This window comes from Bacillus cereus group sp. Bc061, from assembly GCF_027715825.1.
GTDB classification, from domain to species: domain Bacteria; phylum Bacillota; class Bacilli; order Bacillales; family Bacillaceae_G; genus Bacillus_A; species Bacillus_A paranthracis.
This window is the reverse complement of record NZ_JAQFTZ010000006.1, coordinates 88,179-100,618: the sequence shown is the minus strand read 5'-3', so window position 1 is coordinate 100,618 and position 12,440 is coordinate 88,179. Positions and strand designations below refer to the sequence as shown.

Sequence of the window (12,440 nt, the reverse complement as noted above, 5' to 3'; positions counted from 1 at the left end):
ATAGAACTCCCATATCGTTCAACTCGTTCAGCGAGAAAGGCAAACTGATGGAAACATTAGGACGCAAAACTACAGGAGCTAAGGCCGAAAGGCTACGCTAGCCAGTTACCGGACGGATAGGGTTGGTCTTGACCAATGCTTTTTCATTGGTCTTTTTTTATTTGCAAACAAATGAGAAACCTTATCAGTTGTTGATAAGGTTTCTATTTTAATAGTTTTCCTTTATATTAAGTTAATTAAGAAAGGTGATGTGAATGAAAAAATATTGGCACAAGCTATCATTTCTTCAAAAGAATGTATTGTTAACTGTGTTAGTTATTTTGACGCTTGTTGGTACTATGGGTGCGTTAAGTTTTAACATGTTTCAAAATAGCATGATGTCTATATTTGAAAGGCATTCTTTTGAAACAGGAGATACGGTATTACATAAATTAGACGAAGAAATAGTGAGAGATGTTACAAAGGATCCAGTGGCACAAAGAGAAAAGAGAGAGAAGTTAACAGAGAAATTAGATGAAGCAACGGAAGAATTGAATAGTGTTGGACAAACGTATATTGTTGGAGCAAAAAAAAATGAAAAAGGTGAGTTACTAATCGTCGACTTGTCTACAGAGTTAGCAAATGTTGTTGAAGTAAGGCCGGGAGAATATTATAAACAACCAGATCTTTGGATGAAAGCATACGATAAGGTAATGAGCACGAAAAAAGCAAACATGACAGTAGTATATGAAGATCTATTAGGATCATGGGTAACGATATTAGAGCCAATTAAAGATGGAGACGGAAATATTGTGGCAATTGTTGCAGCCGATGTAGATGCTTCTATTGTTCCTATTACAAAGGAAAAATTCATTATACAAGGTTTAATGTTTATTTGTATTTCTGTTTTAATTGCAACTGTTATTCAATTCTTAATCGTACGTAACGCACTTGCTCCATTGCGGGATTTACGTGAAGGATTACGCAGAGTTGGTGAAGGTGATTTAAGTATTAAATTAGAGGAAAGACCAGATGATATTGGTATTATTAATGCGTATTTTAATAATACCATCGAGAAGTTTAAAGGAATTATAGATAAAGTGAAGCAGACAGCAGAACAGGTTTCCTCATCTTCACAAGAATTGTCAGTGAGTACGAAAGAAAATAGCATGGCAGTCCAAGGAATCGTAAGTTCTATAGTTGAGTTAAGGGCTGGCGTTCAATTGCAAGAAACGTCAGTACCAAAGTATTTAGATATTGTATATGAAATGGAAGATAGGATGGAAGAGATAACTAATATTGCAAAACAAATGACGAAAGAGTCTGAAGGTACGAAGCATCATTCAGAAAAAGGAAATGGTATTATTGAACAGACGATGAATCAAATGAACATAATACAAAATGCAGTACAAGATTTATCTTCTATCATTTATTCTTTGGAAGTAAGATCAAAAGAAATTAGTGATATTGTAACTGTAATTACAAGTATTTCAAATCAAGCGAATTCGCTGGCTTTACATGCTACTATTGAAGCTTCACGTGCTGAGGAAACAGGAGAGGGATTTGCCGTTGTTGCTGATGAAGTGCGTAAATTAGCAGAGCAGACGGAAGCATCAGCAAAAGATATAGCAAAATTAATAGGGGAAACACAAGCAGGAACGGAAGAAGCTGTTGTTTCAATGCAAAAAACCTCAAAAGAAGTAGAGTCTGGAATGAAACTTGTTGAAAGTAGTGGTGCTTTCTTTGAAAAAATTTCGAAATCAGCACAAACTGTTACCAATCAAGTTGGAGTTGTTTCTAGCAATTCAAATAATATATTGCAAAATAGCCAAAATATTGTTCGTGTTGTAAATGAACTATCACTTATTGCAAATAAGTATGCGAATAGTAGTAGTAATGTTGAAGAAATCATGAAAGAACAGGAAATGTCTGTACAGGATATTGCTGAATTAGCCAGTTCTTTAAGCTGGCTCTCACAGGAGTTACAAGAGTTAATTGGGGAATTCAAAAGTTAAATGAAATGATTATACATGCTTTTGTTTGTTCAATAAAATAAATCATGCTACAATGAAAACGAATTAAGGACCGGGGAGCCAATTGGCTGAGAGGATGTGAGCAAACATCGACCCTCAACCTGATCTGGATAATGCCAGCGTAGGGAGTTACTTAAAGTGATGTAGCATATGTTATTCTATAATAACTTGCATACAAGGCTTTCCTACGCAGTAGGAAAGCCTTTTCTTGTTTTAAAATTTAATTTCATAAGGGGGATTTTATTATGTCACAACAAGTTACAATTTCGTTTTCAGTAGTACCACAAGCAAAGAACAAAGATGTGTATTCTGTTGTTGATAAAGCGATTGAGGTTGTACAACAATCGGGAGTTCGTTATGAAGTAGGGGCAATGGAAACGACGCTGGAAGGAGAATTAGATGTACTTCTTGATATCATTAAACGTGCACAACAAGCTTGTGTGGACGCTGGAGCAGAAGAAGTGATTACTTCTATTAAAATCCATTATCGTCCAAGCACTGGTGTAACGATAGATGAAAAAGTTTGGAAGTACCGTGATGAATATGCAAAACCAGAAGCAATCTAAAATAATTACAGCAATTTGGCTTATCCTTCTCATTGCGATATGGGAAGGATCTGTTTCATTATTTAAAATTGAACCGTGGATTTTACCGAAGCCTTCTGCCATTGTTCAAGAATTAATTGGAATGAAAGATTTACTATTACCGAATACGATGCAGACGCTGCAAGAGGTTATAATTGGACTGTTCTTTGCGATTTTAATTGGGACAAGCATTGCAATTCTTATGGACGTTATCCCTTTATTTCGTATTTTAATAAATCCGTTGCTTGTTATTTCGCAAACGATTCCAATCGTTGTACTTGCACCGTTATTTATTATTTGGTTTGGATATGGAATGCTACCGAAAGTAATGGTAGTCATACTCGTTTGTTTCTTCCCGATTGCGCTTAGCATTTTAGAAGGTTTTCAAACGGTAGATAAAAATATGTTGAAGTTGTTGCAAACGATGAAGGCAACGAAATGGCAAGTTTACCAGAAAGTAAAGTTTCCAGCAGTGCTTCCATACTTTTTCTCCGGTTTAAAAATTGCAGTTACATATAGCGTAATGGGAGCGATTATTGGAGAATGGCTCGGTGCCAGTGAAGGATTAGGAGTTATGCTTACAAGGGCTACGAAATCCTTTTTAACAGCCCGAGTCTTTGGTGTTGCAGCAATTATTGTAATGGTGACATTATGTCTGTATTTTATCGTGGAGTTTATGGCAAGAATAACAGCACCATGGATATATAGAAAGGACGGCAGAAAATGAAAAAAGGTTTAAAAGTTATGTTGGCTGCCTTATTAGCAGTAGGTGTAGCTGGATGTAATCCGGCGAAGAAAGAAGAAAGTGCAAGTAAAGATCAAAAAGTAAAAGTCGTATTAGATTGGTTTCCGAATACGAATCATACTGGCTTATATGTAGCACAAGCGAAAGATTATTATAAAAAACAAGGCTTAGATGTAGAAATCATTCAGCCTGGTGATAATGTGACGGCGGAGCAAATGATAGCTTCAGGAAAAGCTGACTTCGCAATAAGCGCACAAGAAAATGTAACGTTGGCTCGTGTGGAAGGTATTCCTGTTGTATCTGTAGGTGCGATTATTCAGCATAACACTTCAGCTTTTGCATCGCTTAAGAAAGATAATATGACGTCACCGAAAGATTTTGAAGGGAAACGTTACGGTGGCTGGGGCGGACCAGCGGAAGAAGCGACATTAAAGACAATTATGGATAAGCACCAAGCCGATTTTAATAAAGTTGAAAAAATCATTTTAGGACAAACAGATTTCTTTAAATCAATTGGTCGTGATGCAGACTTTGAATGGATTTATTACGGATGGGATGGAATTGAAGCGAAGCGCCAAGGAAAAGAGTTAAATACGATTATGGTGAAAGACTTAGATCCAGCGCTTGATTTCTATAGTCCTGTTATGATTACGAGTGAAAAACATACGAAGCAAGATAAAGACTTTGTGAAAAAGTTTATGAGTGCAACGACAGAGGGTTATAATTTTGCAATTAAAGAGCCGAAAGAAGCTGCTGATATTTTAATTAAAGCTGTTCCAGATGTAAATAAAGATTTAGTACAAGAAAGTCAAAAATGGTTAAGTACGAAGTATCAAGATGATGCAAAAGCGTGGGGAGTACAGAAGGAAGAAGTTTGGACGAATTACATGAATTTCTTATATGATAACAAAGTTATTAAGAAGAAAATTGATGTGAAAGATGCCTTTACAAATGAGTTCCTTCCAAGTGAAAAATGAGTGGATTACAAATAAAAGATATTGTGAAATCTTTCGATGGCAAGAATGTATTAGCAAATATTAGTGCTTCTATACGAGAGGGAGAATTTGTTTCTTTTGTAGGACCGAGTGGTTGTGGGAAAAGTACACTATTAAATATGATCGCAAATATTGAAAATCCAACAAGTGGAAGTGTAACGTATAACGATAAGCAAATGCAAGAGCAAGATGTTGTAAGTTATATGCCGCAACAGGATTTATTACTACCGTGGCGGTCAGCTTTGCAAAATATCGTTCTTCCGTTAGAAATTGAAGGGAAGCCGAAAAAACAAAGGCTGACAGAAGGAATGGAAGCATTAAAGCAGTTTGAACTAGATGAATATGCAGACCATTATCCAGATGAATTGTCTGGAGGGATGCGTCAAAGAATTAGTTTTCTGCGCACATATTTATGTGAAAAGCCAATTATGCTACTTGATGAGCCTTTTGGTAAATTAGATGCTTTTACAAAAATGGAAGTACATAGCTGGCTTTTAAACTCTTGGCACCAAGAGAAGCAAACAATCGTTATGGTTACACACGACTTAGATGAGGCAATCTTGCTTTCGGATCGCGTATTTATTTTATCTCAAAGACCAGCATCAATAGTTGGTGAGGTACAAGTGAAATTACCTAGGCCGAGAACGATGGATATGTTAACATCACTTGAGTTAAAGAAAGATAAGGAAGAAATTTTGAGAGTATTAGCTCCTTATATGAAAAAATAGAAAAAGCCTTTTAACAGTTTTTAGTATAATTACTGTTAAGAGGCTTTTTTATATAGGGGGAGAAAGATGAAAACTATAGAGAAAATAGTGGATGAATTAACGGCAGATAATCTTGAAGAAAGAAAAGCTGTATTAAAAAATCATATTTTATTAATGAAGTATGGTATGGAACATCATGAATTAAAAGAAGAAGAAATGACAGAAATTTTAAGGTGGGTTCAAGGTCGAGATCAATTGAGAAAAGATGTTCCGGAGTTACGTGATTTACATTTAATTAAAAAGTTTCAAGCGGTATTAGATGAATTTATTCATTCCATAGTTTCAAATGGTTATGTAGAAGACGCGGTAGAAATTCTAGAGAGTGTATTAAAAAGTATGGGGGCAGTCGCTCATATTGTAAAAATTATGTTTGTCGGCAAAATGAAAGTTGATAGAAATTCTTTGGAAATGGTAGAGGTGCTAAAACGAGAGTGCTACAATTTAATGGAACAGCGTGCTGTTGTTGGTTTACATGCTCAAATTTTTCACGTTTTAGGTTTTGTTCATTCAATACAGTTTGATTTAGAAGAAAGATCACAGGAACACGGACGAGTTGTGATAGGTCTTTTAACAGATTTTAAAACGGGTGAATTGAAGTCTGTACAACAATTTCAAGCTGAAGACCATATTTCAGAAGTGAAAAGTATGGTGAGTAAAGGATACGGAATAGAATTACAGAGAAGAATTTATATGTGGAAATCGTTAACGCTCATCTTTACAAGTCCATATGCATTAGAAAAGATGTATAAAGAAATTTATGTAGAAAACGATAACATGGGGAAGGAACAAAAGGAAAAATAGAGAATAGAATATAACAGAGTAGTTTATACTCTTAATATAACAAATGTTAAAGGAGTGAAAGGATAAAATGACTTTATCAACTGTTCTTCAAATGGTTTTAGCTTGATATGGGAGAAGTCTGCCCATTTTTATCGATTAAGCTAAATTGAAGACAGCAGGTAAAGAACCTTAATCCTTTCTTACGATAATATGTAATGGGTAAGGTGTATTCACCTTACCCATTTTTTATATGCACAATTAAATAAGGCTTTATACTGTTGCTCTCTCTATTTAGCTTATGAATCATAAGTAAAGGAGAGAAAATAATGAGTATATTAACGGTAGAAAATTTAAGTCATTCGTATGGTGAGAAAACCATTTTATATAATGCATGTTTTCGAATATTGAAGGGCGAGCATGTTGGGGTAGTAGGGCAAAATGGAATTGGAAAATCAACATTGCTAAGGATTTTAACAGGAGAACTTATACATGATGATGGGAACATTGAATGGTTTCCGCATGTGAAGGTAGGTTTCTTGCAGCAGCATATGGATTTACAAGAAGGGATGACAATTGAGGGATACTTGCAAAGTGCATTTGCTGATTTGTATGCGATTGAATACGAAATGTTAAAAATTGCTGAAGAAATGAATGGAGCAGGAGAAGTAGAAAAACTGTTAGTAAAGTATGGAGAATTACAAACTATATTGGAAAGCTCTAATTTCTATCACATTCATACAGAAGTTGAAGAAGTAGCAATCGGTTTAGGTTTATTTGAAATAGGTTTGAAAAAGGATGTATCGAAGTTAAGTGGGGGACAGCGAACAAAGTTATTACTTGGGAAGCTTCTTTTAGAAAAAGCTGATGTTTTATTACTAGATGAGCCAACAAATTATTTAGATACAGCTCATATAGAATGGTTGCAATCATATTTGAGACTATATGAAAAAGCTTATGTAATCATTTCGCATGACGAATTATTTTTGAACAGTATTACAAATGTTATTTTTCATCTAGAAGGAGGAAAAGTGAAGCGATACGTAGGAAACTATGAAAAGTTTGTGCAAAGTTACCAAGTGCAAAAGAAACAATTACAATCGGCGTATGCGAAACAACAAAAAGAAATTTCTCAGTTAGAAATATTTATTCAAAAAAATAAAATTCGAAAAGCGAAACAGGCTAAAAGTCGAGAGAAAGTATTAGAGAAAATGCAAAGGATTGAAAAGATTCATTCTGTAACTCGATCCCGTTTTGATTTCAGTGTTTATGAGGAGCCGGTGAGTCGTATATTGCAAGCTGAGAAACTAAGGATAGGTTATAGTGATCCTTTATGTCCAGAGTTGAATTTACAAGTGAAAAAAGGAGAAAAGATAGCGATTATTGGTCATAATGGAATTGGAAAAACGACGATGTTAAAAACATTATTAGGTCAAATTAAGCCGCTAAGCGGTTCAATTTCTGTTGGAGAACGAGTAAATCCTGCGTACTTTGCCCAGGAAGAGTTTGCTTCAGAAACAACACCCTTAGAGAAAGTTTGGGCAGAGCGACCAGATATGACAAAGAAAGAAGTGCGCCAAGCATTAGCAAAGTGTGGATTGCGAGAAGAACATGTATTAAAACCTATTCCTTTATTAAGCGGCGGAGAACAAACGAAAGTACGTTTATGTGAACTGATCGTAACGAAAAGTAATGTTTTAATTTTAGATGAACCAACTAATCATTTGGATATAGAAACAAAGAAGGCGTTGCAGGAAGCGCTACAACGATATAAAGGAACCGTTTTACTTGTATCACATGAGCCTTCTTTCTATGAAGCATGGATAACAAAAGTGTGGAATATAGAAGAATGGAACGCTGAACAATATGAATAAAGAAAAGGCATTAGCTTGTATAAGCTAATGCCTTTTCTTTGTGATTAACATGATTTTCGAGAACTCTTACATGAGAATTGTATGAAGAAGCACTCTTATGGTGCGCTTATAAGCGTGCTTTTTCTTTTGTTATGTTTATATTTATAATAATACTAGATGCCTTTCCCTAATAGGCGACTATCCTTCTTTATGTATATATAGATAGTTTGAAATGGAATGAAAATAATTCCTATATGTAAAGGATAATGTGATTAGTATAGGAAGACAATAGAGCTTAAAGGAAATTCATGTAAAATTCAGGTGAACTTCACACGAACTTCATATTGTAAACTAAATATAGTTATAATAGGTTATTATAATGTTAATTTGTGATTTTTCATAAAATTAAAAGTTTGAATTTAGGAGAGAGGAATCAAACCTAAATTCAAACTTTAGTGAAATAATTATTGGAAGTTACGTTTAGTTTTCGCTAATGGATGGATTTACAAGTTCAGCAGGAGTGCCTGTTCCTGCTCCTCCGATTGTAATCGATCCACCAGGAGGAATTTCACCATTCCATCCTGCATTCGTAATTACGTAATGATTATTTATTTTACTACTAATTTTAGAATCCCAAACTTGTGTTAAATTGCCGTTATAATCAAATTCTAATTTCCAGTTTTTAATAGAGGTCGTTCCACTATTTTTAATTACAATCGAGAAGTTGTAACCACTTCCCCAATTTGAAGTGACTGAAAAGGTAGCATTGCTATTTCCACCAGGAGGTGTTGTGTTAGCATCATCTGTTTTAACTGTAATAGCGGTAGGCTGTGACTTATTTCCGGCAGCATCTTTGGCAATTACTGAAAATGTGTATTCTGTATTAGATTTTAAGTTTTTAATTGTAATGCTATTTGTTGTTGTACTCCACTTCTCTTCTCCAGCAGTAATTTCATATTCCGTAACTCCTACGTTATCAGTAGATGCCGTCCAGTTTAATTGAACTGAGTTTGAATTTTTATTTGTTACAGCAATATTTTTTACGTTTGTTGGTGGCTCAATATCTTTTTGAGTAATAGGTCCACCTAGTAATTCTTTTACTAACGTATCAAGTAATTTTGGTCCACTACAACTATATTTTGGACTGGTGCGACAGTCACCACTAAGCTCCCAAAACATTGCACCACTTAAACCTTTTGTCTTTATATAGTCTGTTTTATATTTCATAGATTCGTTGTCATCATAGCTAATAAATGTACCTGTAGTTGCATTATATAAATAAGGTACTTTCGCCACATCGTTCCATCCGCGAACAAAGCCATTTTTATTAACATAATTAGCTGCTAAATCACCATAATCGTACACACCTGTATCGCCGGTAGAATAGTCATCCCAAGTACCTTTAGAAGCGAGCTTTCCATCACTACCTGGTTTACAAGGTTGGTATTGTCCGTTATTTTCTTTTCCACAACTTTTCCACCCGCGTCCGTAAAATGGTACACCTAATACGAGTTTATCTGCTGGAACCCCTTCATTTGTATAAATGTTTATCGCACCATCTACGTAAAAATTCGTATCCGCTGCTGGGTCATTTGGATCTTTGTATAGAGCTGCATTATGGTTAGAAGTAGCTTCCCATCCACCGTGGAAATCATATGTCATAATATTAATCCAATCCAGTATTTGAGAGATTTTCTTTAGCTCTGTATGATCAGCGTAACGTTGGCTTGCACCTGATGCAATTGTTAGTAAATATTGTTTACCATCTTCTGCACCAGCTTTCGTTAATGCATTTCGAACTTCTTGAAGGAGTAGGGTGAAGTTTTGCTTATCTTCAGGACGATAACTACCACCAGGAATCGTTTCTACGCCCGGATATTCCCAATCTAAATCAACGCCGTCAAATCCATATTCGCGTAGGAAATCGACTGTAGATTCAGCGAATACTTTTCTTGTTTTTTCATCAGCGGCCATGTCAGAAAAGCGGTTAGACCAAGTCCAGCCACCAACGGAAATAATTGTTTTTAAGTGAGGATACTTAGCTTTTAATCGTTTCAGTTCGCCGAAATTTCCGCAGCGTGCGTATTTATCACAATCTTCCCAAGTTGTACCTGAGCCAGGATAAGATTTTGTGACATCGGCCCATGGTTCACCGAGTACGAGAGTACCATTAGGGACTTCTTTATTTTGCAGTGGTACACCAGATTCTTTACAGTTCCACGTTTGTTTATTTGGATTATCGGGGTGAGTAGAAGGGTTTCCATGTTTTCCATTCCAGCAAATATCAGCGAAAGCATAGTTTAAATGAGTTAGCTTTGATGCATCAATATCTGCAACTTGATAATTACGTCCGTAAATGCCCCATGAAGGAAAATACCCAACAATTTTTTGACCTTGCTTTTGTGAATCTGCTAATGCGACATTGGGAGTAATAAAGTTTGTGAGAAAAAGAGGTAAGAAGAGTAGTAGGGATAGTAATAGCAGTGTGAATTTTTTTGATTTCATAGCCATTTCTCCTTTCAAAATAAAAGATATATTTAAAGGCATGCGCCAATAAATCAAAATGAATCTAGATAAAAATGATCAGACATCACGAAGTCTATACAAGGAGCTGAAGCTGATTAAATCGTAGCAAATGTAAGATTTGGTGTAAACGCTTTATTGAATTCGAAAAGACTTTCTCAATATGAAATGGCTCTAATACAGATTACACATGAAAATAAAATATCGATTAGAGAGGAAAGGGCTTCTTGGAGTTAAATTTGAGAAAAAATTGTATGAGGTCAATTTGTAATAGCGTAGCAAGATAATGAAATTTCATGTAAAATAATAGTAAAAATATGTAAGGGAGGGAGTAATGTGGATGTGTTTTTGAATATTGCCGAAGAAAAAATTCGACAAGCAATACGGAATGGAGACCTTGATCATATTCCGGGAAAAGGAAAACCACTACAATTAGAAGACCTTTCAATGGTACCTCCAGAACTTAGAATGAGTTATAAAATTTTAAAAAACGCGGGCATGATTCCACCAGAAATGGAACTGCAAAAAGATATATTAAAAATAGAGGATTTAATTGCTTGCTGTTATGATGAAGAAGAGAGAAAAAAATTAAAAGAAGAGTTAACGGCAAAAACGCTACGTTTTCAGCAAGTAATGGAAAAAAGAAAGATTAAAGATAGTTCAGCATTTCGTATGTATCAAGATAAAGTATTTCATAAACTACGTTAAGAGGGATAAGATGAAAAACTTTGAAACAATAGAAGAATTAGTAACATATATTGAAGAACAACAATTAGTACTTCTGTTTATTAAAACGGAAAATTGTGGTGTTTGTGATGTCATGTTAAGGAAAGTAAATTACGTATTAGAGAATTATGATTACGTAGAGAAAATAGAGATATTACTGCAAGACATGCAAGAGGTTGCAGGGCGATATGCAGTATTTACTGGACCGACAATTTTATTATTTCATAATGGAAAAGAGATTCTTCGTGAATCGCGCTTCATTTCGCTTGAAAATCTAGAGAGAACCATTCAATTATTCGAGGAATAGGGGAGGCTTTTATATGGAATTTATTATTTTCATACTATTATTTGTTGTAGTTGTAACAATCTTAACAGCAGTTCGATCAAACAAAAAGAAGGTAAATCTTACAAAACAAAATAACATTCATAATTCATCTAACAACTCATCACCGCTATTTTTCTTTGCTGGATCTGATAATGATAGCTCGTATGATGGAGGTTCACATGATTGTGGAGGGTCTTTTGGTGGAGATAGTGGGGGAAGCTGCGGTGGTGGCGGTGATTGATGAAAATGCGCCTTATATAGGCGTATTTCTTTTTAAACAAACGTTTGATTAAATACTTTTAACATACTAAGGGGAATGGAAATGAAAAGGGAGCCGAAAGTGAAAAACAAGGGGAAAGTAATGTTATTTTTATTAGCTGCGGGAGGCGTATTTCTTGTTAAATTAGGAGTTAAAATTGGAATTATACACATGATTCGAACGTGGTTTGAGAGTACGTTTTCTTAAATAAGGAATATAGCCTCTTGTAATAGAGGTTTTTAATTTGTTATCATTAGACTGAACGGTCGGTTTAAAGAGGTGTGAATATGAGAAGAAGTGCAGAAGAGATAAAGAAAGAAATTGCATATAAAGCAGAAAGTCTGTTTTCACAGAAGGGCTATGCAGCTACATCTATGGAAGAGATTTGTGAAATTACAGAACGAAGTAAAGGAAGTATTTATTATCACTTTAAAAGTAAAGAAGAATTATTTTTATTTGTGGTAAAACAGCATACGTATGATTGGCTTGAAAAATGGAATGAAAAAGAGAAGTCGTATAGTACGAATACTGAAAAATTATATGGTCTCGCGGAATATCATGTAGAGGACATACAGCAACCAATTTCAAATGCAATAGAGGAATTCTCTATGAGCCAAGTTGTAAGTAAAGAGATTTTGGATGAACTATTAGCTTTAACTAGAGAATCATATGTTATGTTTGAGAAACTAATTGAAGCAGGCATACAGTCTGGAGAGTTTCGTGAAGATAATACGCGCGATCTTATGTATATTGTGAATGGATTATTATCAGGGCTTGGAGTACTTTACTACGAGTTAGATTATAAAGAGTTGAAACGTATTTATAAAAAGGCAATAGATGTATTGTTAAAAGGAATGGCAGCTGAATAATAAGT

General features: G+C 34.9%; 13 protein-coding genes and 2 riboswitches. Of the genes, 12 read left to right on the top strand and 1 reads right to left on the bottom strand.

Annotation, left to right across the window (positions count from 1 at the left end; all coding sequences use genetic code 11):
* Nucleotides 1-28: 28 nt before the first annotated feature.
* Nucleotides 29-113, top strand: a riboswitch (cyclic di-GMP riboswitch).
* Between the two features lie 141 nt (nt 114-254).
* The 7 genes from PDQ40_RS19640 (at nt 255) to PDQ40_RS19610 (ending at nt 7,754) form a co-directional block, all read left to right on the top strand.
* A complete protein-coding gene (locus PDQ40_RS19640) occupies nt 255-1,994 on the top strand; it encodes a methyl-accepting chemotaxis protein (protein ID WP_270691595.1) in 1,740 nt (579 codons plus the stop codon).
* Between the two features lie 61 nt (nt 1,995-2,055).
* A riboswitch (TPP riboswitch) is annotated at nt 2,056-2,157 on the top strand.
* Between the two features lie 100 nt (nt 2,158-2,257).
* Entirely contained in the window at nt 2,258-2,578 is a 321-nt protein-coding gene (locus PDQ40_RS19635; protein ID WP_000082897.1) for an MTH1187 family thiamine-binding protein, read from the top strand.
* The gene (locus tag PDQ40_RS19630; RefSeq protein WP_001057149.1) at nt 2,550-3,323 is read left to right on the top strand and encodes an ABC transporter permease; all 774 of its coding nucleotides are present in this window, start codon (nt 2,550-2,552) and stop codon (nt 3,321-3,323) included. The genes PDQ40_RS19635 and PDQ40_RS19630 overlap by 29 nt, the downstream gene beginning before the upstream one ends.
* On the top strand, nt 3,320-4,318 hold the full coding sequence (locus tag PDQ40_RS19625; protein ID WP_000715551.1) for an ABC transporter substrate-binding protein: 999 nt from the start codon (nt 3,320-3,322) through the stop codon (nt 4,316-4,318). Before PDQ40_RS19630 ends, PDQ40_RS19625 begins: the two co-directional genes overlap by 4 nt.
* Nucleotides 4,315-5,064 (top strand): ABC transporter ATP-binding protein, encoded by a 750-nt coding sequence (locus tag PDQ40_RS19620; protein WP_000016058.1) that lies wholly within the window; start codon nt 4,315-4,317, stop codon nt 5,062-5,064. Before PDQ40_RS19625 ends, PDQ40_RS19620 begins: the two co-directional genes overlap by 4 nt.
* A 66-nt stretch (nt 5,065-5,130) precedes the next feature.
* The gene (locus PDQ40_RS19615) at nt 5,131-5,904 is read left to right on the top strand and encodes a hypothetical protein (RefSeq protein WP_074542701.1); all 774 of its coding nucleotides are present in this window, start codon (nt 5,131-5,133) and stop codon (nt 5,902-5,904) included.
* Between the two features lie 305 nt (nt 5,905-6,209).
* A complete protein-coding gene (locus PDQ40_RS19610) occupies nt 6,210-7,754 on the top strand; it encodes an ABC-F family ATP-binding cassette domain-containing protein (RefSeq protein ID WP_242231561.1) in 1,545 nt (514 codons plus the stop codon).
* A 459-nt stretch (nt 7,755-8,213) separates the two neighbouring features.
* Here PDQ40_RS19610 and PDQ40_RS19605 read toward each other — a convergent pair whose 3' ends face one another.
* Nucleotides 8,214-10,238, bottom strand: a complete 2,025-nt coding sequence (locus PDQ40_RS19605; protein WP_069297353.1) for a glycosyl hydrolase family 18 protein — start codon at nt 10,236-10,238, stop codon at nt 8,214-8,216.
* Nucleotides 10,239-10,592: 354 nt separating this feature from the next.
* On the opposite strand from PDQ40_RS19605, the gene PDQ40_RS19600 reads away from it, so the two are divergent.
* The 5 genes from PDQ40_RS19600 (at nt 10,593) to PDQ40_RS19580 (ending at nt 12,435) form a co-directional block, all read left to right on the top strand.
* Nucleotides 10,593-10,964, top strand: a complete 372-nt coding sequence (locus PDQ40_RS19600; protein ID WP_000382354.1) for a J-domain-containing protein — start codon at nt 10,593-10,595, stop codon at nt 10,962-10,964.
* Between the two features lie 10 nt (nt 10,965-10,974).
* Nucleotides 10,975-11,289: a thioredoxin family protein gene (locus PDQ40_RS19595; protein WP_000787596.1), complete on the top strand. Its 315-nt coding sequence runs from the start codon at nt 10,975-10,977 to the stop codon at nt 11,287-11,289.
* A 13-nt stretch (nt 11,290-11,302) separates the two neighbouring features.
* Nucleotides 11,303-11,548 carry a hypothetical protein gene (locus PDQ40_RS19590; protein ID WP_000394356.1) on the top strand — a complete coding sequence of 82 codons (246 nt, stop codon included), beginning with the start codon at nt 11,303-11,305 and terminating at the stop codon, nt 11,546-11,548.
* A gap of 81 nt (nt 11,549-11,629) precedes the next feature.
* Entirely contained in the window at nt 11,630-11,773 is a 144-nt protein-coding gene (locus PDQ40_RS19585; protein ID WP_000817979.1) for a hypothetical protein, read from the top strand.
* Between the two features lie 80 nt (nt 11,774-11,853).
* On the top strand, nt 11,854-12,435 hold the full coding sequence (locus tag PDQ40_RS19580; protein WP_001254445.1) for a TetR/AcrR family transcriptional regulator: 582 nt from the start codon (nt 11,854-11,856) through the stop codon (nt 12,433-12,435).
* The last annotated feature ends 5 nt before the right edge of the window (nt 12,436-12,440 follow it).

Bases quoted from the DNA above. Each gene is read 5' to 3' on its own strand.
- PDQ40_RS19590 (WP_000394356.1), top strand. From the start codon at position 11,303: ATGGAATTTATTATTTTCATACTATTATTTGTTGTAGTTGTAACAATC.
- PDQ40_RS19635 (WP_000082897.1), top strand. From the start codon at position 2,258: ATGTCACAACAAGTTACAATTTCGTTTTCAGTAGTACCACAAGCAAAG.
- PDQ40_RS19585 (WP_000817979.1), top strand. From the start codon at position 11,630: ATGAAAAGGGAGCCGAAAGTGAAAAACAAGGGGAAAGTAATGTTATTT.
- PDQ40_RS19595 (WP_000787596.1), top strand. From the start codon at position 10,975: ATGAAAAACTTTGAAACAATAGAAGAATTAGTAACATATATTGAAGAA.
- PDQ40_RS19610 (WP_242231561.1), top strand. From the start codon at position 6,210: ATGAGTATATTAACGGTAGAAAATTTAAGTCATTCGTATGGTGAGAAA.
- PDQ40_RS19615 (WP_074542701.1), top strand. From the start codon at position 5,131: ATGAAAACTATAGAGAAAATAGTGGATGAATTAACGGCAGATAATCTT.
- PDQ40_RS19620 (WP_000016058.1), top strand. From the start codon at position 4,315: ATGAGTGGATTACAAATAAAAGATATTGTGAAATCTTTCGATGGCAAG.
- PDQ40_RS19580 (WP_001254445.1), top strand. From the start codon at position 11,854: ATGAGAAGAAGTGCAGAAGAGATAAAGAAAGAAATTGCATATAAAGCA.
- PDQ40_RS19630 (WP_001057149.1), top strand. From the start codon at position 2,550: ATGAATATGCAAAACCAGAAGCAATCTAAAATAATTACAGCAATTTGG.
- PDQ40_RS19605 (WP_069297353.1), bottom strand. From the start codon at position 10,238: ATGAAATCAAAAAAATTCACACTGCTATTACTATCCCTACTACTCTTC.
- PDQ40_RS19640 (WP_270691595.1), top strand. From the start codon at position 255: ATGAAAAAATATTGGCACAAGCTATCATTTCTTCAAAAGAATGTATTG.
- PDQ40_RS19625 (WP_000715551.1), top strand. From the start codon at position 3,320: ATGAAAAAAGGTTTAAAAGTTATGTTGGCTGCCTTATTAGCAGTAGGT.